The 25,240-nt window shown below is 31.1% G+C and carries 24 protein-coding genes; 21 read left to right on the plus strand and 3 right to left on the minus strand.

Annotated elements, in window-relative coordinates; translation table 11 throughout:
* The first annotated feature begins 262 nt into the window (after positions 1 to 262).
* From ABJM36_RS03195 to ABJM36_RS03255, 13 genes are all read left to right on the plus strand, one after another.
* Positions 263 to 1,003: a hypothetical protein gene (locus ABJM36_RS03195; RefSeq protein WP_348449108.1), complete on the plus strand. Its 741-nt coding sequence runs from the start codon at positions 263 to 265 to the stop codon at positions 1,001 to 1,003.
* Between the two features lie 168 nt (positions 1,004 to 1,171).
* Positions 1,172 to 1,732 (plus strand): hypothetical protein, encoded by a 561-nt coding sequence (locus ABJM36_RS03200; RefSeq protein WP_348449110.1) that lies wholly within the window; start codon positions 1,172 to 1,174, stop codon positions 1,730 to 1,732.
* 115 nt (positions 1,733 to 1,847) lie between these two features.
* A complete protein-coding gene (locus tag ABJM36_RS03205) occupies positions 1,848 to 2,639 on the plus strand; it encodes a hypothetical protein (protein ID WP_348449112.1) in 792 nt (263 codons plus the stop codon).
* Between the two features lie 159 nt (positions 2,640 to 2,798).
* Positions 2,799 to 3,023: a hypothetical protein gene (locus ABJM36_RS03210; protein ID WP_348449114.1), complete on the plus strand. Its 225-nt coding sequence runs from the start codon at positions 2,799 to 2,801 to the stop codon at positions 3,021 to 3,023.
* A 13-nt stretch (positions 3,024 to 3,036) separates the two neighbouring features.
* Entirely contained in the window at positions 3,037 to 3,453 is a 417-nt protein-coding gene (locus ABJM36_RS03215) for a hypothetical protein (RefSeq protein WP_348449116.1), read from the plus strand.
* Positions 3,454 to 3,673: 220 nt separating this feature from the next.
* Complete coding sequence (locus ABJM36_RS03220) at positions 3,674 to 3,817, plus strand: hypothetical protein (protein WP_348449118.1); 144 nt, start codon at positions 3,674 to 3,676, stop codon at positions 3,815 to 3,817.
* 225 nt (positions 3,818 to 4,042) lie between these two features.
* Positions 4,043 to 5,026 (plus strand): DUF4240 domain-containing protein, encoded by a 984-nt coding sequence (locus tag ABJM36_RS03225; RefSeq protein WP_348449120.1) that lies wholly within the window; start codon positions 4,043 to 4,045, stop codon positions 5,024 to 5,026.
* A gap of 218 nt (positions 5,027 to 5,244) precedes the next feature.
* The gene (locus ABJM36_RS03230) at positions 5,245 to 6,183 is read left to right on the plus strand and encodes a hypothetical protein (protein WP_348449122.1); all 939 of its coding nucleotides are present in this window, start codon (positions 5,245 to 5,247) and stop codon (positions 6,181 to 6,183) included.
* 1 nt (position 6,184) lies between these two features.
* Complete coding sequence (locus ABJM36_RS03235) at positions 6,185 to 6,718, plus strand: SLATT domain-containing protein (protein WP_348449124.1); 534 nt, start codon at positions 6,185 to 6,187, stop codon at positions 6,716 to 6,718.
* A 150-nt stretch (positions 6,719 to 6,868) separates the two neighbouring features.
* Positions 6,869 to 9,472 carry a hypothetical protein gene (locus ABJM36_RS03240; protein ID WP_348449126.1) on the plus strand — a complete coding sequence of 868 codons (2,604 nt, stop codon included), beginning with the start codon at positions 6,869 to 6,871 and terminating at the stop codon, positions 9,470 to 9,472.
* 202 nt (positions 9,473 to 9,674) lie between these two features.
* Positions 9,675 to 11,114, plus strand: coding sequence for a hypothetical protein (locus ABJM36_RS03245; RefSeq protein ID WP_348449128.1), 1,440 nt, complete (start codon positions 9,675 to 9,677; stop codon positions 11,112 to 11,114).
* Between the two features lie 165 nt (positions 11,115 to 11,279).
* A complete protein-coding gene (locus ABJM36_RS03250) occupies positions 11,280 to 11,672 on the plus strand; it encodes an SMI1/KNR4 family protein (RefSeq protein ID WP_348449130.1) in 393 nt (130 codons plus the stop codon).
* A 33-nt stretch (positions 11,673 to 11,705) separates the two neighbouring features.
* Entirely contained in the window at positions 11,706 to 11,990 is a 285-nt protein-coding gene (locus ABJM36_RS03255; protein ID WP_348449132.1) for an HNH endonuclease, read from the plus strand.
* A gap of 175 nt (positions 11,991 to 12,165) precedes the next feature.
* On the opposite strand, the gene ABJM36_RS03260 is transcribed toward ABJM36_RS03255, so the two are convergent.
* From ABJM36_RS03260 to ABJM36_RS03270, 3 genes are read right to left on the minus strand one after another with little or no spacing between them, the layout of a single operon-like run.
* Positions 12,166 to 12,594, minus strand: coding sequence for a hypothetical protein (locus ABJM36_RS03260; RefSeq protein WP_348449134.1), 429 nt, complete (start codon positions 12,592 to 12,594; stop codon positions 12,166 to 12,168).
* Positions 12,595 to 12,620: 26 nt separating this feature from the next.
* Positions 12,621 to 13,199, minus strand: a complete 579-nt coding sequence (locus ABJM36_RS03265) for a hypothetical protein (protein ID WP_348449136.1) — start codon at positions 13,197 to 13,199, stop codon at positions 12,621 to 12,623.
* On the minus strand, positions 13,196 to 13,705 hold the full coding sequence (locus ABJM36_RS03270) for a hypothetical protein (RefSeq protein ID WP_348449138.1): 510 nt from the start codon (positions 13,703 to 13,705) through the stop codon (positions 13,196 to 13,198). The genes ABJM36_RS03265 and ABJM36_RS03270 overlap by 4 nt, the downstream gene beginning before the upstream one ends.
* Before the next feature lie 382 nt (positions 13,706 to 14,087).
* Between ABJM36_RS03270 and ABJM36_RS03275 the strand changes: the two genes are divergently transcribed.
* The 8 genes from ABJM36_RS03275 to ABJM36_RS03310 all read left to right on the plus strand — a co-directional run bounded on the left by ABJM36_RS03275 (position 14,088) and on the right by ABJM36_RS03310 (position 25,226).
* Positions 14,088 to 14,294, plus strand: a complete 207-nt coding sequence (locus ABJM36_RS03275) for a helix-turn-helix transcriptional regulator (protein ID WP_348449140.1) — start codon at positions 14,088 to 14,090, stop codon at positions 14,292 to 14,294.
* Positions 14,287 to 16,239: a class I SAM-dependent DNA methyltransferase gene (locus tag ABJM36_RS03280; protein ID WP_348449142.1), complete on the plus strand. Its 1,953-nt coding sequence runs from the start codon at positions 14,287 to 14,289 to the stop codon at positions 16,237 to 16,239. Before ABJM36_RS03275 ends, ABJM36_RS03280 begins: the two co-directional genes overlap by 8 nt.
* Positions 16,239 to 17,564 carry a restriction endonuclease subunit S gene (locus tag ABJM36_RS03285; RefSeq protein WP_348449144.1) on the plus strand — a complete coding sequence of 442 codons (1,326 nt, stop codon included), beginning with the start codon at positions 16,239 to 16,241 and terminating at the stop codon, positions 17,562 to 17,564. Before ABJM36_RS03280 ends, ABJM36_RS03285 begins: the two co-directional genes overlap by 1 nt.
* A gap of 2 nt (positions 17,565 to 17,566) precedes the next feature.
* Positions 17,567 to 18,568, plus strand: a complete 1,002-nt coding sequence (locus ABJM36_RS03290; protein WP_348449146.1) for a hypothetical protein — start codon at positions 17,567 to 17,569, stop codon at positions 18,566 to 18,568.
* Positions 18,569 to 18,573: 5 nt separating this feature from the next.
* Entirely contained in the window at positions 18,574 to 21,591 is a 3,018-nt protein-coding gene (locus ABJM36_RS03295; protein WP_348449148.1) for a DEAD/DEAH box helicase family protein, read from the plus strand.
* 329 nt (positions 21,592 to 21,920) lie between these two features.
* On the plus strand, positions 21,921 to 22,679 hold the full coding sequence (locus ABJM36_RS03300; RefSeq protein ID WP_348449150.1) for a hypothetical protein: 759 nt from the start codon (positions 21,921 to 21,923) through the stop codon (positions 22,677 to 22,679).
* Between the two features lie 214 nt (positions 22,680 to 22,893).
* Positions 22,894 to 23,847: a Fic family protein gene (locus ABJM36_RS03305; RefSeq protein ID WP_348449152.1), complete on the plus strand. Its 954-nt coding sequence runs from the start codon at positions 22,894 to 22,896 to the stop codon at positions 23,845 to 23,847.
* Between the two features lie 140 nt (positions 23,848 to 23,987).
* A complete protein-coding gene (locus tag ABJM36_RS03310; RefSeq protein ID WP_348449154.1) occupies positions 23,988 to 25,226 on the plus strand; it encodes a WG repeat-containing protein in 1,239 nt (412 codons plus the stop codon).
* The last annotated feature ends 14 nt before the right edge of the window (positions 25,227 to 25,240 follow it).

The following is a 25,240-nucleotide window of genomic DNA, read 5'->3' on the forward strand; positions in this document are numbered from 1 at the left end:
CAAATTTGCTAAATGAGTGCATTTCAAATGGTCGTAGTCAGTCATAAAAAGCAGCCGGACGGATTCTGACGTAGGAAAGACTAAATGGAATAAAAAAACTGCAACCAACACCGTGTATAATTAATTGCTTTGGTAAGTGCTTATCTGGAAAATTCCTTCGGAATTTTATCTGGTTCGTATTTGTTTACTAACTTAGTTGCTTAACCACGCAACTAACCATACACAAACACGTTGGCAACAAGCTAAAAACAGAACGCAAAAAATGAAAATCTTTACTTTTATATTGACTTTTGTAATTTTATCAAGTTGCGTTGATTCTAAAAAAACAATTCACGAACAAACAAATATCGAACTTAAATTAGTAGATAATATTCATATAAAAAAAAGACTTAACGAAACCGACTCTATTCGTTTGAATAATGAACAAACTGAACTTTTTGTAAAAGAATGGAATAATGCAAAGTCTGAAGGACTTTATAAAATGGGACCTGAATTTTGGATAATAGTAAAACTCAAAAATGATTCAATAAGAAAGTTTAGAACAAATAGTAATTTAATAAAGGAAAAAAATGATTGGACTTATTCTCTATCTGATTCAACACTAATTAGTTCATTTTGGAAACCCGAATATCCATTTGCAAAACCCGAAAATTATAACCCAATTTCATTTTTAGAACAAGTTTCTTCAACCTTAAAAACGGAGAAAGATACTTTGAGAATAGGAATGACAATGATTGGAGATTTTCCAATTGATTGGGTTAAAGAAGAACATATTGAATATTTAATTAAGTTGTTGGAATCAAAAGAAATTTGTGGATGTTATCTAAATCCACTTTCTTCTTACATACCAACTGATGATTTTGCCGAAAAAGGTGGTTACGCTGGGATTTTTATTAAAGCATATAAAGAGAAACGAAAAGTTGAATTAGGATTATATTCTTGTCCGAAAGTTGACGAAAAATTAAATGCGGAATTGAGAAAATGGTGGAAAAAAAGAAAATAAAGCCAGTTGCCAACACCGTATATAATTTATTGCTGGCTTCTTGCCTACTTACGAAAGTCCTCGCGGACTTTCTTGGTCGGTAATTATTTACTAAATTAGTTGCTCGAAACACGCAACAAACCATATACAAACACGTTGTGGTACATTTACCAAAACCGACATAATAAGATGATTCAAACCAAACATTGTGATTTATGCGAACATCCGAAAAGGGATTTCAAAAATGGCTTGACTTGCAGTTTGACCAATGAAAAACCTGATTTTAAAATTACCTGTCCTGACATTTTACTGGATAAATTATTTCAAGAAAAGTTAGAAAATGTAAATATGAAACTGAAAATATTGAATGAAATGAAAAGTAGAAAATATTGGACTTTCTACTTACTCATAGCAATCGGATTTTTACTCATAATTGGAAATGAATTTTATGCTGATATTACTCTTTCTAAAAGTATAATGCGTTGGAAATTCAGAGCGAGCGCAATTGGAACTGGAATTACAATTTTGATTTTTGCATATTCCAAACTTAACAGATTTAGAACAAAACTAAAAGCATCGGAATTAGAAAAAAACAAAATAGACTCGGTATTGGAAAAATATGGAATTGAATATGAAATGAATATTGAGTATAAAGAAAAAGTTCACGGAAATCAGAATGTCAAAATCACAACCGAATATAAAAACTGGACAAAAAAACGTACCACAACACCGTGTATAATTAATTGCTAGGTTCTTCCCTACTTGCGAATATTCCTGCGGAATATTCACGGGTTCGTAATTGTTTGTTAACTTAGTTGCCTAACCACGCAACTAACCATACACAAACACGTTAGCAACAATTTAAATGAACTCATCGCTTAAATTAATATTACTGTTTTTTATTCCACTTTTTTCATTTGGACAAGAGAAGGACTTTTATGATTTAGATAATTCTTACCACGAATTATACAGTAAACTAAAAGTAAAATCCTTAAAAGTGTTAATGAAGGAATTTGATAACGGAAAATTAAAAGAAGAATATATCCAGCTAATCCAAGATTTTGCTACAAATGGAGATATTATTAGAGAACGTGAGTTCTATGATTCAGATTCTACTGACGGTTGGGACGTGAAATATAAGTATAATGACAATCATCAAACTGTAAGAACAGAATGGACTTGGTTAGACGAGAAAGACCAAGATTTAACTAAATATGAATACGATTCGGACAATAAACTAATTAAGAGCTGTGATTATTATAAAAGCACAAATGCAACCGAATTTCTTCTTGAAGAATGTCTAATTTATATTTATCGGAAAAACCGGATATTTAAGGTTAAAACCACAGAAAATGAACTTAAAAATTATTACAAGAAAAAAGGAGATTTTGTTTTTGGTTATTCAGCAGCTAAAAAATTAAAGTATAAATACAAAAACGGAGAATTTGTCTATCAAAATATGGATTCAATTATATTCAGATATGACAGAAATGATATCGGACAAATTAAAAAAACTACGAAAACAGATAATAGTGGAAATTTAATATTTAATACATTTTATGAATATTCAAACGGACTATTAACGAAAGTAGTTTCTAAAGACAAAAACGGAATTTTAAGACGAGAAGAAGATTATCAATACGAATATTACGAATAAAAACTGTTGCTAACACCGTATATAATTTATTGCTAGTTCTAGCCTACTTACGAAAATCCTCGCGGATTTTCTATTCGGTTTTTATTTATTAACTTAGTTGCTTAACCACGCAACAAACCATATACAAACACGTTGTGCACTATTTGAGAAACAAACGAAATGAAACTTAAAAAAGATAAAATAATAATTGCGAGTGATGTAAAACGTGACGGAATTGGAATTGAGGTTTATCGAGATGACAAAATGGTGGTTGAAATATTTCGCAGTGATGGTGACAAAACGAGAACCATCAAAATCTTTAAAGAAGATATATCTCTTCAATTAATGGAAGAAAGCATTGCAACTTTCAAAAAAGAAATTCCCTGGGATTTCATAGATGACTAATCCATATTAAGAAATGACTTTAACTCACGAACAATTCACAGAAGCTGGATTTATTTTCGAAAAAGCCAATGGAAATTCTCACTCGGATTTTGAAAAGAAAATTATTGCGGAATCGAAATTGACCAAATTCGACCCAACTGAATTGGAACAAATCATTGTTGACGGACTGAACTCTGGATTCTATAAAAACGAAGACGAGCGAGTTAGCGGATATTGGAATTTATCAAAAATCGGAAATCGGAATTTGATTGTGGATTTTAAAAAATGGTTACGGACTGAAGTGGAAAATGAAAATGGAATTGCAGTCTTCCAAATATTAACTGGACTTGACCGACTTGGCGAACCAGCGTTTAATGAAAACCGAAATGGACGTGGAGCGGACGAAACGGAATTGAATATTAGAGACGCTAAACAGTATCTAAAGAAATAAAAAAACAGTGCACAACACCGTGTATAATTAATTGCTTTGTTCTTCCCTACTTGCGAATATTCCTGCGGAATATTCACAGGTTCGTAAATGTTTGTTAACTTAGTTGCCTAACCACGCAACTAACCATACACAAACACGTTAGCGCCAAGCAGACACATCAACCCTTATCTAGGCAACCTAAAAGTCCGTATTTCTTATGCTGGATTGAACACTCACACGAATGACCAAATTGAGGAGTATTGAGGAACAACAACGCAGGACTTATGGCACCATAACACCTACTCTACTCTCTGTTTCTATCCAATGTGATTCTATACCATCGATTAAGAAGCACGAAATTCAATCTGACCGAAAAACTGGATGAATATAACAGAATATAAGCCTAAAACTAACGGCAATGTGATCTAGTGAAGCTGTTTAAAAATTAAATAAAGCCGGTCGCTAACATTGTGTATATTTAATTGCTTGGTATTGCTCATGTGGAAATTCCTGCGGAATTTCCCCGCGTTCGGACAATTTTTGCTAAATTAGTTCCTTAATCACGCAACTAATCATACACCGACCGTTGGCAACCATTCAAATAAAACCTATGAGTACAAAAGAAGGAGATATTTTTATAACAAAACTTGAACGTGATTTCTACGGAGCATTTAAAGTTATTAAAAAAGGTAAATCATTTTTTGATGAAATGGATGGAGATTTATTAATGATTGCTGTTCTAAATTATATTGAGAAAGAAAAACCTGAAATTTCTGACGACAGATTAAACGAAGTTCTTTGTTGTGATAGATTCTTTTCTTCGAATGAACATTGTATTAACTTTTTTACGGACAATCCAAAATACAATAGACTGAATGAATACGAATATTTGGGAAATAAGCCAATGACTGATTTTGAAAAAGAAATAGAATTTAAATTAGGAGATGGAAGAAGTGGAGAAAAAGGAGGTTTTCCATTATCTGGAGTTATTGAACCTCACATTGGAAATAATGCATTTTTAGAATGGCGTTGGAATAATGAAAAAGAAGAATTTCAAAAAGAAGTCGAAATTCAAAATGAAAAATCACGAATTGCAAGAGAGGAATATCGCAAGCGTTCAATGAAGCCTAAAAAAATGTTGGAAGATAGTTTATTTTGGGAAGTCGTTAATAAAATAGATTGGACAAAAGAGGAAGATGAAGATGAAGATGAAGATAGAATGAACTTTGCAATTGAATTTTTAAGTAAAAAAAAGGTTTCTGAAATAAAACAGTTTCAAGAAAATTTAAGCTATAAACTTTATCAGTTAGACACAAAAGAACACGCAAAAAATATCGGAGAAGACTCATACAAAGAAGATGATTCTTATTTCTCTGCCGATAACTTTCTTTATGTAAGATGTTGCGTTATTGCTAATGGTAAGGGATACTTTAAAAGCGTCTTGAAAAGCCCAAAAGAAATGCCAAAAGATGGAGACTTTGAACCTTTATTATATATCGCTGAAAAAGCCTATGAAAAACGAATGAATAGAGAACTGGAATACGAAACTGGTTGTGATTATGAGACATTTTCAAATACCAAAGGTTGGGAATAAGAACGGTTGCCAACAATGTATATAAAAAATAGGGCTTTTGTGTTAACTCCAAAGTTATGTTTTTATTTACAAAGTCCACTAAATATAAAATTTAACATTTAAACGAAAATTAAAAACAAAATATTTATATTTAGCTAAGTTATAAACCGAAAGTAAGTGTTTATCAACTGCCCTACTTTACATATACTAAACGTTGGCAGTAATATAAAACCGAGATATTGAAAGAAGAAAATAACACTGAAACAAAATTATCGGTTTATGAACTGAAGAAATTCAATTTTGAAACTTTGATTCATTCAATCAATAGATGCTATGCAAAAGAAATCCAACAAAGACTTCCAAAAGCAACTGATTTTCCAAAAACGATATTTGATTCAAACAATAATCTGAATTTACAATCTCTAATAGAATTTGCTAAATCGAAAAATGACATTTACTTCCTTTCAGTAGCCAAAAGAATCAAAGGAGTAAGATTAATTCAATTTTCAAGAGATGAAAACACTAAAATTGAATTGAAAACCGCTTGGAAATTGATATCTGAATCAATACTTGACATTCCTAGCGAATGCACAGTTTCATCTATAGGTTCACAAGGCTTCCTGTCAATTCCTATTTTCAAATACGATTCAGAAATGAACGACTTCGATTTTTTAAGGCTACATATTTGGGAGAATAGTTTATTAGAACATATTGACACAAACATTAGTGAAAGATTTTCAATTCACTCTCACTCATTCCTAGCCCAAAGTTGGATAATAGACGGAAAAATAATTAATGAAAGATATTCCGTTAATGAAACCACGGAAAAAAGCGATTCAGCACTATTTAAAATAGAATATAACAAAACACTTAACGAAGTTAACCAACATACTTCTATGGCTGTAAATACTGGCCAAAATATTGAGGTTTCAAAAACATCAAGAGAAGAATACTTTTTCGGAGAGACTTATAAAATAGATGCAGGAAAATATCATAAATCAATTTCTCAAGGAGAAAATGGGTTATCAGCAACTTTCTTTTCGTTTACAACACAAAATAATAACGTAGTTCAATCAAATGTTACAGGACCAAATTCTATGCAAACTTCTAAAATAAATCGGAAAATGCATATTGACCCTAAAAAACTGATTAAAACTATTGACCAAAAAATTAATTAATATGACTGAACCACAAAGAAAAATGATTCTTGATTGGATGAGGAAAATCCATCAATTAGAATATGCTCATCGCTTTGAGTCTTTAAAATGGGAAAAAAGAAGATATATAACTGGAATATTAGCATTTTCAATTTCAACAATTATTGCTTTTTCATTTAAATTTCCAAAAGTAGAACCTGAAACCCTTGAATTATTACCTGCATTTCTTCATCACAACTATTTTATTGCAATAGCATCATTTATCGTTGCAATGTTAACAGGTTATCAAACTTTTACTAAACCTAACGAAAAAGCGTTAACTCATAAAAATACTGGAAGTAGTTATGAGAAACTTCGTCATAGAATTGAATTTGTTCTCACAACAGAATTTCAAGAATGGGAATTAAAAAAACGAATAGAAATGATTAAAGAAGAATGGGAAGGACTTGATGCAATAAACGTTTCTAAAAAATACTTTGACGAAGGAAAAAAGAAAGTGCAGTCATTTAATAAATATCCGAAAGAACTTGATTTTCTTCAAGATGTTAAAGAATAAAATACTACTGCCAACACCGTATATAATTTATTGCTGGTTCTAGCCTACTTACGAAAATCCTCGCGGATTTTCTATTCGGTTTTTATTTGCTAAATTACGTGCTAAACCACGCAACAAACCATATACAAACACGTTATGGGCAATTAAAAAATGACAGAAAATCAAGAAGATATAAAAACACTTGAATCAGAAGTAAAAGCTTTTGTAAATGCTCAACCATATTGGGCTAAATATATCTGTTGTGAAATCCTATCAGGTAATGAAATTACAGATGAGAAAATAGAAACTACTTTTTCTTTTCTTCTTGAAGAATTGAACCTTAAAGAAGAAACAACTAAACCTGAACTTTCTATAACATACAATCCCAATGCTACAGATGATTTCAAAGAAGAATTGACCTTTGACGCATTAGTAGATGTAGAAGGTGTTAATGCACTTAAAGAAAATCAGCGAATAGAATTAACACCAAACTTAACTATCTTATATGGAGTTAATGGAGCAGGTAAATCAGGTTATATAAGACTTCTAAAAAATAGTTTTTATTCTAAAGACAAAGAACAAATTGTAGAAAACGTAAATCAAGAAAACGAAAATAAACCTATTTCCGCACAATTTCACTTTTCCTCAAATGGCACACAAATACTATTAAAATACCCAGAAGATTTAGAAAATGGCATTTTTAATCAATTCGCAGTTTTTGATGGAGAAATTGGTAAAAGGCATTTAAAAAATAGAAACGATTTTTCTTTTAGACCAGCTGGTCTAAGACTATTTAATGAATTCAATTCTGTACTTGAGAAATTAAATAATCGCCTAATTATAGAAATTAGGAGTAAAAGTACCCTAAACCCATTTGCTAATGATGATATATTTCAAGGAGAGTCAGAAATAAAAACTTTCCTTTCGTCCCTTTCGCATAACTCGAAACTCATTGATTTACAAAAGCACTTACCTTTCACAAAGGAAGAAAAAACTAAAAAACTTGAAAGTGAAAAAAAGTATGATGATTTAAAAATAGCACTTTCACAAAAAGATAAAACATTAAAAGAGCTTACGATTATAAAGCAACAATTGACAGCTCGAAAAAAGAATTTAGAGATAACAAATCAATGGTTTGCCCAAACTCAATTAGAGTCTGTAAACAATTCAATTTCTGATTGTAAGTCAAAAAAAGAAATAGCTAAGAAACAAGGAATTGAAAAGTTCAAATCAGAAAAGATAAATAACATTGGTTCTGAAGAATGGAAAGTGTTTATCCAAGCAGCAGAAAAATTTGCATTAAAACAAAAGAACAATGAAACTATCTATCCTGAAATTGGAGATAATTGTTTGTTATGCCAACAACCAATTAATGAAGACCTTCAAAAAAACCTAATTCAAAGTTATTGGGCTTATATAGAAAGCGTTTCAGAACAAGAAGCAAAAACAGCTCAAGAGAATTTAGATAAAACAAAAGAAGGTTATGAGAAATTAGATTTTAATCAATTTCCAGAATCAGATATATTATCTTCTTGGCTTAAGGAAAACAATGCAGAGGCTTTAAAGTATGGAAAACAAATATTAGAAAATCAAAATACGCTTTCATTAAATATTATAGACGCCATTAATAAAAATGAAACTCGTCAATTTACTGAAATAAAAACAGACCTTTCAATTTTTGATACAGTGCTAAATGAGCTAAATACAAGAATTAAAGCACTAGAAGAAAATGAGCAAAATAAAATCTTAGAATTACTTTTAAAAGAGAAAACCTATTTAGCTCACAAAGAAAAACTTAGTATTCGATATACAGAAATAGAGTCTCTACATAAAAATATTATTTGGGTTCACAAAGCAAATTCTTTTAATAAGCAATGGCATAAAACCCAATCTACAAATACTGAAAAAAGGCTTTCTAACGATTATTTTAATTCCGATTATATTAACGCATTCAATCAAGAGTGTGATAGTTTAAATGGGAAATTTGGAATAATCATTGATGCAAAAAGCTTTGATGCTCAATCAAATAGACAACTTTTCTTAAAAGGAAAAGACCCTTCTGCGATTTTGAGCGAGGGTGAACAAAAGGTAATAGCATTAGCAGATTTCATTGCAGAAACCAACATAACAACAATAAATAAAGGTATTGTTTTTGACGACCCTGTTACTTCCTTAGACGAAGAAAGAAAAAGTACAATTGCTAAAAGACTTGTCGACTTATCAACTCAAAAACAAGTTGTTGTTTTTACTCACGACCTTGTTTTTGTTTCGGGTTTGATAAACTTTGCAGGAGACAATAATATACCAAATGAATGTCATTGGATTGAGAATAGAAATGGAATTCCTGGACAAGTCTGGCTTAGAAATTCACCAACATATGAAAGAGTTTATCGGAATGCAGAACCCGTAAAAGCATTTTATAACATTGCAAAAAAAGATGAATGTCCACCAGCAGAAAGAGAATACCAAGTAAGAAGTGGTTTTACGGCATTACGAACTTGCTATGAAGTTTTAGTTATAAATGACCTATTCAAAAATGTTGTTCAAAGATATAATGAAAGAGTAAGCGTAGATTCTTTATCAAGCGTTTATTTTGATGAGGAATTGATAAACGAACTTTTAGATAGTTTCGCTCAATGTTGTCGATATATGGAAGGACATACTCATAGTGATAAGTATGCCTATTTAAAGCCTGAACCTCAAAACTTGAACGAAGAAATTCAGAGATATGAGGCAATACGAACTAAAATAAAAAGAAATAAAAAAAGCCCATAACAATGTATATAAAAAATAGGCGAAATAGTGCTAATGTAAAGGCTTTTGGCTCGTATCAATGTTTGTGCTTAACCGAAAGTTTCGCGATTCGAAATCGCCTACTTTTCATATACTAACCGTTATGCGCAAGCAGGATAGAATTAACCTAAATTTTGAATAAGAAGCCATACTCTAATATTAATGCCAATGATGTATTCAAGTTATGAGTAAAAATTTACAAATCAGAGCATCAAAGTTTATTGAAAAATCAATAAAAGTGCATGGTAATAAATATGATTACTCTAAAGTTGAATATATAAATACTACAACAAAAGTTTGTATTATTTGCAACAAAAAAGACAAAATAACAGGCGAAAAACATGACGAATTTTGGCAAGAACCAAGACTTCATCTTAGAGGATCAAACTGTACAAAATGCTCTGGACATTTTATGGATCAAGAATTTTTCATTAAAAGAGCAAGAGTAATTCATAATAACAAATATGACTATTCAAAAGTCGAATATAAATTTGCAAAAGAAAAAGTAAACATTATTTGTCCAGCTCATGGAGAGTTTCAACAAACTCCAGATAGTCATTTACATGGTCAGCAATGTCCTAAATGCAGTAAGGTTCATAAACCCAACACTGTTGAATGGATAGAGAAAGCGAAGAAAGTTCATGGTGAAAAATATGATTATTCCAAGGTTGTTTATAAAAATAATAGGACCAAAATTCCAATCATTTGTAAATTACATGGAGTTTTTCGGCAGAGTCCTGCAAATCACATGAAAGGTAAAAACTGCCCGAAATGTACCGGACACTATATGGATAAGGATTTTTTTATAGAAAAGGCTATAGAAATCTATAAAGATAAAAATGGTAATCCTTTATACGATTATTCATTAGTTGATTACAGAGATTCAACCACTCATGTCACTATAATATGTCATAAAAAAGACTCTACTACAGAAAAAGAACATGGCGAATTTTCTAAAACCCCTAATAAGCACTTAACTGGACAAGGATGTCCATTATGCGGTAATGAATCGGGTGGGCTAAAAAATTGTTTAAGCAATGAGGAATTTCTAAACAGAGCATTTCCAGGTGAATATGAATATCTAACTAGTTATAAAACTGCCAAAACCAAAATCCACATTAAATGCAAAAAATGCGGACATAAATTTTGGCAAGAAGCATATAGTCATTTAAGTGGTTGTGGTTGTCCAACTTGTAATGAGAGTAAGTTGGAAAAAGAAGTTACTAATTATTTAAAAAAATATAACGTTAAACATGAAAAGCAAAAAAGATTTAAATGGTTAGGGAGACAAAGTCTAGATTTTTATTTACCTGACTTCAGCATAGCTATTGAATGTCAAGGTATTCAACATTTTGAACCAAAAGCCTTCTTTGGAAGAGATAATGGGTTATCGGAAATAGTAGAAAGGGACAATAAAAAACTTAAGAAATGCTTAAACAAAAACTTAGAAATGATTTATGTTGTAGATAATGAAAAATATTTTGAAAGAAAGTATCATTTTGATACTGTTCAGCCATTCTCAGGTAATGTGAATTACAAAATTTTACAAATTAATAATTTTGAATCTCACTTAAAATATTTATTAGAAATGTCTAACTTTTTTGGATTAGTGAATTTAAAATAAACCAAATGCCAGCGCATAACAACGTATATAAAAAATAGCGGTTTAATCGTTTAATCAATAGAAAATGAATAAATTAAAGGTCTGTTATAATCCGAAAAGTTAGTGAGTAAAATCCGCTACTTTTCATGCACAAAACAGTTGTGCATAATTTAACCAAACCGCAAAATGCCATTTCCATTAGACGAAAAATATATAAAAGAAACTGAATCGGAATTGAACGTAAAATTCCCATCTGAATTTAAAACCCGGATGATTAAATCAAATGGTGGAGAATTAGTGACGGACGAATATGAATTTGAACTTTTCCCTTTTTTCGACAAATCTGACCGAAAAAGAATAAGTCGGACTTGTAATAACATTGGACTTGAAACAAAAAATGCTCGTGAATGGAATGGATTTCCAGAAAATGGAATTGCTATCGGTTCTGACGGTTTTGGAAATTTAATAATCTTAACTCATAATGGAGACGGAATTTTGACTGAAAAGATTCATTTTTGGAATCACGAAATCGGACAAACTGAAAAAATTGCGGAATCTATAATCCAATTGGATGAATAAAAAATGTTATGGCAAATAAATGGGGAATTCCGATTGAAGTGGAAAATTTTAGTGTTATCAAGAGATAAATCTTGTGTTTATTGCGGAATAACTTTTATTAAAAATGACAATTCAAGAAAAACAAAACAATCTTGGGAACATATAGTAAATGACATTAGAATAAATAGAGCTGACAATATTGCTCTTTGTTGTATGTCTTGCAATGCTAGTAAAGGTGCTAAATTATTAGAAACATGGCTTGAAAGTAAATATTGCAAAGACAAAGGAATTACAAAAGATACAGTTGCATTAGTTGTTAAAGAAGCAATAAAAAAATAAACCTGAATTGAAATAAAAACTATGCACAACAACGTGTATAATTAATTGCTTGTGACTTGCCTACGTGGAAATTCCTGCGGAATTTCCTCTCGTTCGGTTCATTTTTGCTAAATTAGTTGCTTAACCACGCAACTAACCATACACAAGACCGTTAGGTGCAATTTGAAAAAACTAATTAGTCCTCAAAAAAATCATCTGGAATATTAGCTATTGGTAGAGTAAATCCTTTGTATTGTGTTGAAGATAAATAAACTGACAACATACCTCTCGTGCCACCAATTGCAATATTTAATAGTTTACGAGCAAAACTTGAATCTAAAACATTTTTTTCTTTTCTTTTTATTAAAACATCTTTTATTTCAAACACACCAAATTCAAAAAAAGAAATTAAACTGAATAAATCTTTTTCATTTTCTTTTAGTACAACTGTTAAATCAACCTTAATACCAACTGCAGAGTTCTTTTCATCAATTTGAAACTCTGTGTTTAATGCTAAATTAATATTTTCGAATTTCAAATCGCCTTCAAATAAATTATCATTATTCACTTGAAAAGAAAGTGGCTTAGCGTTGTATATTTCAATGCTTATATCTGATTTTTTCATTGTCTATTATCTAAAATTAATCAATGTTAAATATTAACTAATGTTGGTTTTCCTACGGATAACTCATTTCCTTTACTTCGGATTTTACGAACTTCTTTAGTTCTCCATTTGAAAGTACTGACCTCTGAACCTATTAAAACTAAATCGTGAATATTTGAAGGTTCTTGTACTTCATAAACTCCGTGTGTTTCAACAACACTCCACATATTTTCTTTAACACTTATCTGTTGAGTCTTTCTTTCTAGTTCTTTAACTCTTTTTTTAAGTCTATGAATCTCTAACTTTAAATCCTTTTCTGTTTCAATTTTAAAAATATTACAATTGATATGCTCTTTAATGTTACTACTTGAAAGTCTTTTTATAATTGACATTCCAGTATGTGCTTCTATCAAACTTAAAGTTAAAATAGTAAAGTTATGGTTTCCAGAAACCCATCGAGTAACATCACTAGCAGTTTTACCCACTAATTCAGCAAAGGTCTTCTTATTCATACCTTCAACAGAACGAATATAATTATTAATCATTATACCTATTTCAGCAGAATGAGCAGTATAATTTTCAATTTCTTTTGGTATTTCAAAATCTAAATCGTTTATATTTTTCATAATTCTAAAATTTCTTCTTTATCAATTTCATCAATGGATATCGCTTGTTTTTTGTCAAGCATTTCTATGTGTTTCGAAATAATACATAATTCTTCTGCAGCATTTTCACATTCTGGAACTTCCTGATAAGTTCTAATTTCAACTCCGTTAATCATTTCTGGTTTATGACATCCTCCACCAATAATTATTGTACTACCATTTAACACCCAATAATATATTCTATATCTGCTGGTAATTTTCACTCCATCTTCATATTTACTTGGCAATGCAAATAAACCTTCTCTTCCTTTACAGACTTCATTACGTCCTTCGATTCCATATACATTTGCTGTATGAAGTATTTGAGACTTTAAAATTTGAGCATCTTGTAGTGATATTTGAGAGAGTTTTTTCAAAAAATCAAATGTTGGATTAGATATTGTATTTCCTTTTGAATCACAAACCTCATAAGTGTAAACAGCTACTACTGCAGCATCTTCAACAAATTCACCAATTTTAAAATTCATAAATACACATATATGTAAAACGCTAAACTAAATAATTTATTTGAATTATTATGCAAAAATTATCTTAAATAAAAAACTGCACCTAACACCGTATAAAATTAATTGCTGGTTTTAGCCAATTTACGAAAGTCCTCGCGGACTTTCTATCTGTGATTTATTTGCTAACTTTAGTGCTTAAACACGCAACTAATCTTATACAAACACGTTAGCCACAAGCTCTGAAAAGCCAACCGCACAGTCAAGCACATTTCATTTTGCTCGTGCCTCACAAAATAAAAAGAGCTTGCCTTTCCCAACGCTACTTCTGATAATACAATGAATATTTTCATTATTATTCAATGAACTTTTACTACATTTAACACGAATTGAAAAAAGGTTTAAAATGAACCGAATAAAAGAAGTTCTAAAAGACAAAGGGATTAGCCAAACTTGGCTTGCTGAAAAAATGGAAAAGAGTTATCCGACCATTAACGAATACGCAAGAAATAAGAGACAACCGAGTCTTGAAGATTTATATAAGATAGCTGATATTTTAAATGTGAGCGTATCTGATTTACTAATTGACAACAAGAAAGAATTGAATGAATAATTTCAAAGAAAAAGCAGATAAAATATGGGAAGTAGCCAACCTACTTCGTGGCGACTATAAACGTTCTGATTACGGAAAGGTAATTTTGCCAATGACAGTACTTAGAAGATTAGACTGCGTACTTGCACCAAAAAAACAGAAAGTATTAGATACGTTACCTAAAGTTGAAAAATTAGAAGGTGAAACGGCAAAAGACAAAGTGCTAAACGCAACTGCAGGAATGAACTTCCACAATCGTAGCAAATTTGACTTTGACAAAATTATTGCAGACCCAAACAATGTGGCTTCGAATTTAAGAAACTACATTAACGGATTTTCCACTTCGGCTCGTGAAATTATTGAATACTTCAATTTTGACGACCAAATTGATAGAATGGACGACCCAAAAGCGGATATTCTATATCGTGTTGTAAAAGCCTTTCAAGAAATTGACTTATCGGATATGAGTTCAATGGAAATGGGATATGCATTTGAACATTTGATTAGAAAATTTGCAGAGCAATCCAATGAAACAGCAGGAGAACACTTTACACCTCGTGAAGTAATCAAATTAATGGTAAATATGTTATTCAATGAGGATAGCGAAATTTTAACTAAAGAAGGAATTGTAAAAACATTGTACGACCCAGCTTGTGGAACTGGTGGAATGCTTTCCATTGGAGAACAACACGTAAAAGAATTAAATCCAAATGCGGAGTTAAAAGTATTTGGGCAAGAAATAAATCCTGAATCGTATGCGATTTGTAAATCGGATATGCTGATTAAAGGACAAAATCCAAGTAACATAAAATTTGGAAACACCTTTACTGTTGATGGTTTAGAAGATGAGCAGTTTGATTATATGTTGTCTAATCCACCTTTTGGTGTGGACTGGAAAAAGGCACAAAAAATTATAAAAGCAGAACACGACAACAAAGGAATGCAAGGTCGTTTTGGTGCTGGTTTGCCACGTATTAATGATGGTTCATTGCTTTTTTTACAGCATATGATTTCTAAAATGAAACCATCTGGAACTCGAATTGCGGTTGTTTTTAATGGTTCACCATTATTCTCTGGTTCAGCAGGAAGCGGAGAAAGTGAAATTCGTAAATGGATTATTGAAAATGATTGGCTAGAAGCCATTGTTGCAATGCCTGACCAATTATTTTACAATACAGGGATTTCAACCTATGTGTGGTTGGTTAACAACAAAAAAGAGGAAACAAGACAAGGAAAAGTTCAACTCATAAATGCTACTGGAGCAAAAGACGAAGAACTTATTGCAAATGGTAAACTAGACATAAACCGTTTTTGGAAAAAAATGGACAAGAGTTTAGGAAGCAAACGAAAAGAAATACCTGAAAATGGAAATACAAAAGGCATTGGTTTTGTGAGCCAATTGTATGGTAATTTTGAAGAAAATGAGTTTTCTAAAATTTTACCAAACGACTATTTTGGGTATTGGCGAATTACAGTAGAACAACCTGATTATTCTGATTTAATGACCAAGGTTGCTCACGATAAGCAAACACTTGTTGATTTCTTAAATAATGCTAGCATAGAGGAAATTCAAAAACAAGTAAATGAGTTTGAGTCTTTATTTAAAATGCATATTGAAGAAGGAAAATGGAAACAAGACGGAAATATTTTAACTATAGAAAAAAACAAAAAAATTAAAATAAAACCGTCATCAAGCAAAAGAGACTACGAAAACATTCCTTTTTTGCGAACAGAAAAAGATGGTAGTCTTGTACCTCAAACCATAGAGGAATACTTTGAAAGAGAAGTAACACCGCATTTATCCGATTCTTGGATAGACGAAAAGAAAACCAAGGTAGGTTATGAAATTAACTTTACAAAGTATTTCTATGAGTTCAAACCACTTCGTTCTTTAACAGATATTAAAGCTGATATTTTGGCTTTGGAAAAAACATCATTAGAAAACCAACAAACTGTACTTGATTAATGAAAACCTACGAAAAATACAAAGACAGTGGTATAAAATGGATTGGTGATATTCCTGAACATTGGGAAAGTAAAAGAATTAGACATTTAGCTGATATTTTTGGAAGAATTGGTTACCGTGGATATAAAGTAACAGACTTGGTTCAAAAAGGAGAAGGTGCAATCACCATAAGTCCATCAAATATGAAAGATTTTCATATGGACTTTAGCAACTGTACTTATCTTTCTTGGGATAAATACAATGAATCACCAGAAATAATGATTCAAGATGGTGATATCCTTTTTGTAAAAACAGGTTCAACTTATGGGAAATCATCATTTGTTAAAGATTTACCCGAGAAATCTACAATTAACCCACAGATAATTGTTTTGAAAAACATAGAATGTGACAATAAACTCTTATGGTATATTATCAAGTCTGAAAACATTCAATATCAAGTTGAACAAACTGTCGTTGGTGGAACTATACCAACAATATCTCAAGCTAGAATAAATAATTATTCTTTTCCACTTCCACCAACAAAAGAAGAGCAAACAGAATTAGCCAACTACCTTGATAAAAAAACTACAGAGATAGACCAACTCATAGCTGATAAAGAACAATTGGTAACACTTTACCGTGAAGAAAAAACAGCCATTATTGACCAAGCAGTTACCAAAGGTATTAACCAAAATGTAAAACTAAAAGATAGTGGAATTGAATGGTTAGGAGATATTCCTGAGCATTGGGATGCAGTTTCCTTAAAATGGGTTTCAAATATTTATTCTGGTGGTACACCTTCTAAAAATAAGCCTGAGTATTGGACAAACGGAACAATCCCTTGGTTAAATTCTGGAACTGTCAATCAATGGGACATTACTGAACCTTCTGAATATATTACAGAAGAAGCTTTAAATAACTCAAGTGCAAAATGGATTCCAGAAAAGGCAATTCTAATGGCTTTAGCTGGTCAAGGAAAAACCAAAGGTATGGTTGCTCAAGTTCAATTTAAATGTACTTGTAATCAGTCAATGGGAATTATTATTCCAAACAACAAAATTGACAATCGGTTTTTACTCTATTGGTTGAAAAGAAACTACCAAAATATTAGAAACTTAGGTGGTGGAGATAAGAGAGATGGTATTAATTTAGAAATGATTGGAGGTATTCCATTACCATTTTTTAAAGTTTCTGAACAAACCGAAATCGTACAACACATAGAAAGGGAATCTGCTAAAATAAATGCTAAAATAGATAAAGCGGAAAAATACATCAAACTTCTTACCGAGTACAGAACAGCTTTAATTAGTGAGGTGGTAACAGGTAAAATAAAAGTAATCGATTAAAAATGACACTTTGCACAGCACACATACGACAAGCAAATGATACTGAAGAACTAGTATTTGCTACAGATAGTTGCCTTACAGGTGGCGAAAAATGGAAACACGGAATCAAATTATTTGAATTACCAAGGAAAGACTGTTTACTCTGTTTTGCAGGAGACACATTTAGAGCTTATCCATTGGTTTTAAATATGGTGTCTTCCATTCATTTAGATAACTATTTGCAATCACCTTCGGCAACACTTGAAGAGGTCTTAGAATTTTTGTCAGAACAGTTTACAGAATTAGTTTCTAAAATAGTTTCAGAAATCCCTGGAGAAAACATCCACGAGTTAAGAGGTTCTGCACAATTTCTATTTGGTGGCTGGGATTGGCAACAAGGTGCAAATGGTGCGTTTAGGGTTTGGAAATTGTATTACAATGAAGCTGTAGAAGGATTTGTTTTTGATGAATTAACAAACAATGGAAAACGCGTGTTTTATACTTTCATTGGTAATGCATCAATAAATGTGGTTCAAGAAGCAAAAGATAGATACAACAAACTCAGGTTTGATGAAGATAAACAAGACGACAATTTGGATATGGAACCGATTCGAGTTCTCAGTGATATTTCCTTAGACAAAGCAATTAGAGAAGTTGACGGAAGTTTACAAATAGCCAAAGTGTATAAATCCAACCGCACAGAATTTTTTGGTGTGTATTGGGAATCCAGTAAAGGTATTCCTTGTTTTCAAGGTCGTGAGTATAACGAAATCAATAAACCATTAGTTCGATATTTTAATCCTGATACGTTTGAAATTATTGAATCTGATTTACCCGAAAGTTTACAAAATATAGACGAAGAAACCTATCCTGATGACTACGAATTAGTAAGAGAATGTTATGACGAAGATGGATATTTAAAAGATACGGTTTCAGAAAAACAAAAACACGTTTTACGCTTGGTTTTTAAAGATGTGGCATATCGCCAATTTATAAGTAGCCAAAAAAGTGAACCACAAATTTAGAAGAGATGAGCATAACAACTGAAAATACATTTGAAACTGCCATAGAACAAGCCTTAGTACAAAATGGTGGATATAACATTGGTGACCCAAATACGTATAGTAAAGAACTTGGATTTTTTAAAGACGAAATCTTAGCTTTTTTACAACGCTCACAGCCTAAAAGATGGGAGAAAATTTCTGCAATTCACGGAAAAGATACCGAAAATAGAGTTTTACAACGCTTGTACAAAGAACTAGATTTAAGAGGTGCTTTAGATGTTTTGCGTAAAGGTTTTGTAGATTATGGTGTACGTTTTCAAATGGCATATTTTAAACCTGCTTCTGGCTTAAATCCTGATGCTGTACAAATGTACAATAGCAATAGTTTAAAAGTATATCGCCAAATCTATTACAGCAAAAAGAATAAAAACTCAGTTGATATTGTTTTAGGTTTAAATGGTTTACCAGTTGCAACTTTAGAACTTAAAAATCAATTTACAGGACAAAATGTAAATCACGCCAAAAAACAATATAAAGATACAAGAGACTCAAAAGAACTATTGTTTTCTTTTAAAAAACGTGCTTTAGTTCACTTCTCTGTAGATTCAGACGAAGTTTATATGGCAACCAAATTAGAAGGTTCAAAAACCTTTTGGCTTCCGTTCAATCAAGGCAACGGTAACGGAAAAGGGAACCCAATTTCTAAAAATAAAGATTATCGTACGTCTTATTTATGGAATTATATTCTACAAAAGGATAGTTGGTTTCAAATACTACAACAATTTATCCATTTACAAACTGAAGAAGTAATTTCAAACGGAAAGGTTTACAAAAAGGAAAAAATGATTTTTCCTCGTTATCATCAATTGGATGCTGTTCGAGAAATAACTGATGATACTCTAGAAAATGGAGCAGGAAAAAATTATCTAGTACAACATTCAGCAGGTTCAGGAAAAAGTAATTCAATCGCTTGGTTAGCTTATCGTTTAACAAGCTTACACAATGCATCAAACGAACGTATTTTTGATTCCGTAATTGTAGTAACTGACAGACGAGTTTTAGACCAACAATTACAAAATACCATTTATCAATTTGAACACAAACAAGGTGTAGTTCAAAAAATAGATAAAGACAGTAAACAACTGGCTGATGCAATTAGTAATGGAACAAATATTATCATTACAACACTTCAAAAGTTTCCTTATGTAATTGATAAAGTTGGCGAAATCCCAAACCGTAAATATGCGGTAATTATTGATGAAGCTCATAGTTCGCAAGGTGGTGAAGCAAGTAAAAAAATGAAAGAGGTTTTAGGTGTTGTAGAAGATGAAGAAAGTACAGCACAAGAACCTTATCCAAATTATGGCGAAGGTGATGATGATGAAACTATTTTAGGACAGGATATAGTGAATAGCTGTATTGAAAAGTCAGCTCAAGCAAGAGGTCAACAAACCAACGTTTCATTCTTTGCATTTACAGCAACACCAAAATATAAAACTCTTCAAGTTTTTGGAGCTAAAGATGAAGAAGGCAAGCCAAAACCGTTTCACTTATATTCTATGCGTCAAGCCATAGAAGAAGGTTTTATTTTAGACGTTCTAAAAAACTACACAACTTATGAACTTTATTTCAAATTAACTAAAGCCATAGAAGAAGACCCACAACTGAATAAAAAGAAAACTGCAAAAGCTATTGGTAAATATGTGTCTTTGCATCCACACAATTTGGCTCAAAAAACAGAAATTATAATTGAACATTTTAGGTCTATTGTTTCTAAAAAAATTGGTGGTAAAGCAAAAGCAATGGTCGTTTGTGGTTCAAGGTTGCACGCCAAAAGATATTTTGAAGAATTTAAGAAATACATCAAGGAGAAAAAGTATCAGAATGAATTAAAAGTGATTGTAGCTTTTTCAGGAAAACTGAAAGATGACAATTACCCTGATGGCGTTTCAGAATCAGAATTGAATGGCTTTAAAGAAAAAGAATTACCTCAAATGTTTGAGAAAGAGGAATACAAAATTCTAATTGTAGCCGACAAATATCAAACAGGTTTTGACCAACCTTTATTACATACAATGTATGTTGATAAGAAACTATCAGGAGTAAAAGCAGTTCAAACACTTTCTCGATTGAACAGAATGTGTGCAGGTAAAGAAGATACTTTTGTTTTAGATTTTGCTAATGATAGAGAAACTATTTTTCAATCTTTTCAACCTTATTACGAAATAACAACGGTTACAGATGAAACAGACATCAATCATTTGTATGATTTAAAAGCTAGATTAGATGATTTTCAAGTGTATTGGCAGGAAGAAATTGATGAATTTGCAAATGTGTACTTCCACCCTAACACAAATTTGAACAATGCTAAAAATCAAAAATATCTGTATTCATTTACAGACCCATCTGTAGAACGCTTCAAAGAATTAGAAACAGAAGAAAAGCAAGACGAATTCAAAAAATCAATTCGTTCTTGGACAAACTTGTATTCTTTCTTAGCTCAAATAATGCCATTCGTAGATGCTGAATTTGAAAAATTCTATGCATTTGCCAAATTATTGCAAACACGTTTACCGAAAAGAGATTTATCAGAGACTTTCCAACTTTCGGATGAAGTAGCATTGGAATATTATCGTTTAGAAAAGATTAAAGAAGGTTCTATTGACCTTTTAAAAGGTGAAGAAGGTGAATTAAGCGGAACAACAGAAGCTGGATTAAAACGCACGAAAGAGGAAGAAGCTTTATTATCGGAAATTGTTTCTGTTTTAAATGACAGATTTGGAACTGAATTTGAAGAAGCGGACAAACTATTCTTTGACCAAATAGAAGCGGAATTAATGGAAGATGAAAAACTTCAAAAGCAGGCAAAAGCGAATAAAATGGACACGTTTAAATATGCCTTTGAGGATATGTTTATGAACAAACTAATTGGACGAATGGACCAAAATCAAGACATATTTGAGAAAATATTGGAGGATAAAATGTTTGGAGACTTGGTAAAAGAATTAATGATGAAAAAGATTTACCGAAAGATGAATGAATAAGCCAACGCTCAAAGCCATACACATTTGCAATTCGCTCAAGCCCACGCTACGCCAAAAATTTCAAAAGAGTATGTCTTCTGCCAACGCTAGCAAGTTTGCGGAATAAAGCCAGTGGCTAACAATGTATATAAAAAACAGGGCGGAAAGTGCTAAATCAAAGGCTTGTGCTTTTTTGCAAAGTCCGCCATATTTTTAATTTGTATTTTAGGAAAAAGATAAAAATAAAACAAAAAATATGGCTAAGTGTAAATCCGAAAGTAAGTGATTATCAACTGCCCTACTTTTCATATACTAGACCGTTGTGCTTCATTATCAGAAACCGCTAACCAATGATAAAATTCTTTAGAAAAATTAGACAAAAACTACTATCTGAAAACAAATTCAGCAAGTATTTAATTTATGCAGTTGGCGAAATAATACTTGTTGTTATTGGAATTTTGATTGCACTTCAAGTCAACAACCAAAATCAAATCAAAAACGAAAAAAAAGCCCTCAAGAATTACTTGGAAAAAATCGCAATAAATGTAAAAAGCGATATTAAAGTTGCAGAATTTATGATTCAGACAAGGACGCAACAATCACTATTGTGTGCACAGGCTACAGAATTGATTTCCAAAAAAGACTGGAGTGATCAACGAAAAATCACCAACGCTGTATTTGCAATGATAATAGAGCAACCTTTGAATTTTAATCGTAGTGGGTTTGAATCTTTAAAAAACTCTGGATATTTACAACACCTTGACGACTCTGAAATAGAAGAATTAATATATGATTATTACAATTCAGTTGACAATGTAATATTTGAAGAAACAAGTTTACAAGTATGGGCTAATGATTTGGACTTAGAATTACATAAAAGTGGTTTCTTTTCAAGTTGGTTAGAACTCGAAAAAAGACCAAATCAGAAAATGCGAGAAGCGTTAGGTAACTACACAGATATGTTAACCGAACACGAAGGAAATGATATAGTATTATCAATTTTATATAGAGGTTTTTTGTTCACAGCAGAACTCACAGGTTTTTATGAGGAACAAGTAACCTTTGGAAATGAATTATTAACAGCGATAGAAAATTATAATAAAAAATAACGAAAGCACAACAACGTATAACGCAAATGCCGTTGAGGGTTAAATGAATTGCGTTTCCTACTTTTTACTATCTTTAATCCCCAACCAAAAAACAAAGAACAAAACGCGCCACTAGCGTTATACAAACTCGTTGTGCCCAATTAAAAAATTCCGTTTCATTACATAATTAAGGTAAATGAATGTATCTTTGATAGTATCAAATGATAGTATCAAAATGAAACCACCATACGAAATAACATCATCTATTTTAAAATTAATAACTTCTATTTCAGAGAAAATAGGAGAAGTAAATGCTAATTTATTAAACAAACCTTCACCGAAACTCAGAAAACAAAATAGGATTAAAACTATTCATTCTTCATTAAAAATAGAAGGAAACACACTTACAGAAGAACAAATAACAGCACTTCTTGAAAATAAAAGAGTTATTGGTCCTAAAAAAGATGTTCTTGAAGTTTTAAATGCTATCAAAATCTATGAAAATTTAGTAGAATACAATCCTTCTAATGAAAAATCATTTTTAAAGGCACATCAAAACTTAATGGAAGGTCTGATTGAAAATTCTGGAAAATATAGAAATCAAAGTGTAGGAATCGTAAAAGGCTCTAAAGTTGAGCATTTAGCACCACCTTTTGAAAATGTGCCATACTTAATGAAAGACCTCTTTGAATATTTAAAAAAGTCAGATGAAATTGAGTTAATTAAAAGTTGTGTTTTTCATTACGAAATGGAATTCATACATCCTTTTTTAGATGGAAATGGCAGGATGGGACGATTATGGCAAACTTTAATTTTAATGGAAAAATATCCAATATTTGAGTTTCTACCATTTGAAACTTTAATTAGCAACGACCAAGAAAAATATTACAGAGCTTTGGCTGAAAGTGATAAATCTGGAAAATCAACTAAATTTATCGAATATATGCTAAACGTAATTGACACTTCAATAAGTCAATTATTAGATTTCAATAATAGAACCTTAAGTGAAAAAGACCGATTAGAATATTATGTTTCCTTAAATAAAACTGAATTTACAAGAAAAGATTATATGGATATTTTTAAGGATATTTCTTCTGCAACAGCTAGTAGAGATTTGAAAAAAGGAGCTGAACTAGGTTTATTTGAAAAAATAGGAGAAAAAAATAAAACAATGTATCGACTAAAATAACTGGGCACAACACTGTGTATAATTAATTGCTAGGTCACTGCCGACTTACGAAAATTCCGCTGGAATTTTCTATCTGTGATTTGTTTGTTAACTTAGTTGCTTAACCACGCAACTAACCATACACAAGACCGTTAGCTACAATGTCGAAATCGAGAATAAATTTAAGTTTTTTACTATTTTTGACAATTAGTTTTTGTCAACAAACATTGTATGCTCAAGAATTAACACCTTTCGAAAAAAATCAATTTTGGGGATATAAAAATAGTATTGGAGAAATTAAAATAAAACCTCAATATCAATATGCTAGAAAGTTCTCGGAAGATTATGCAGTTATTGTCCAAAATGATAGTTTAGGAGCGATTGACAAAGAAAACAATCTAATTATTCCAGCAAAGTATGGTTATTTAAAATACGTTGGTAACGATAAATTTATTTTTGGATATAGGCCTAAATATTATGGAGAATATAATCTCGGAATAATATCATCGGATAATGAAATCATAGTTCAACCCAAATATCATCGCATTAATTTTAAAAATAGAAAGTTCTATTTTACTAGACAAATTGCTAAAGTTATTGGACAAAGTTTAGATTTAGACACTCGTGAGATTTTATATAAATATGGGATATCGGACAGTTTAGGCAACTTCATTTTAGAACCAAAATATTCCAACATAGACTTTTTGTCAAATGGATTTATCAAAGTTCAATTGGATTTCAATGGAGATTATGCACTTTTTGACAATAATTTCAAACCACTTACTGAATATAAATATATGGTAATCGGAGAGTTTTTCGATGGTTTATCAAAAGTAAGAGAAGGAGATTATTTCGGTTACATAAATATTAATGGAGAGGAAATTATTAAATGTCAGTACGATTTGAATTATGTATTTATAGATAGTTTGGCAATTGCCCGAAAAAATGGAAAAGCTGGAATAATAAATACTAAAAATGAAACTATTCTAGACTTCAAATATCAGAGTTTAGGAATTCCCTTTAAGGAACAAGTAGCTGCTTCAGACAGTTTAAAATGGGGAATTGTTAATTTTAAGGGAGAAACTTTACTCAAATTTGAATATGACAATAAATTAAGTGAATTTAAAGGGTTAACTGCATTGCAGAAAAATAATGAATGGCAAATTTGGGATTACAGAAAAAAAGAGCTCTTGACCGAAAAGTACGATGAAATTAAATTAATAGAAGGTGATGAAAGTAAAGTTCTCGGATTTGGAAAAATTAAACAAAAAAAATATTTTCAATCAATAGCATATGCAAGGATTGGAATGAAATGGGGAATTGTAAATTATAACGGAGAATTATTAATTCCAATAGAATACGAATTGAATGATTTGTACGGGAAATTAAAAACACTGTAGCTAACAAAGTACTG

The sequence above is a fragment of the Algibacter sp. genome, from assembly GCF_039977455.1.
GTDB lineage: Bacteria > Bacteroidota > Bacteroidia > Flavobacteriales > Flavobacteriaceae > Algibacter_B.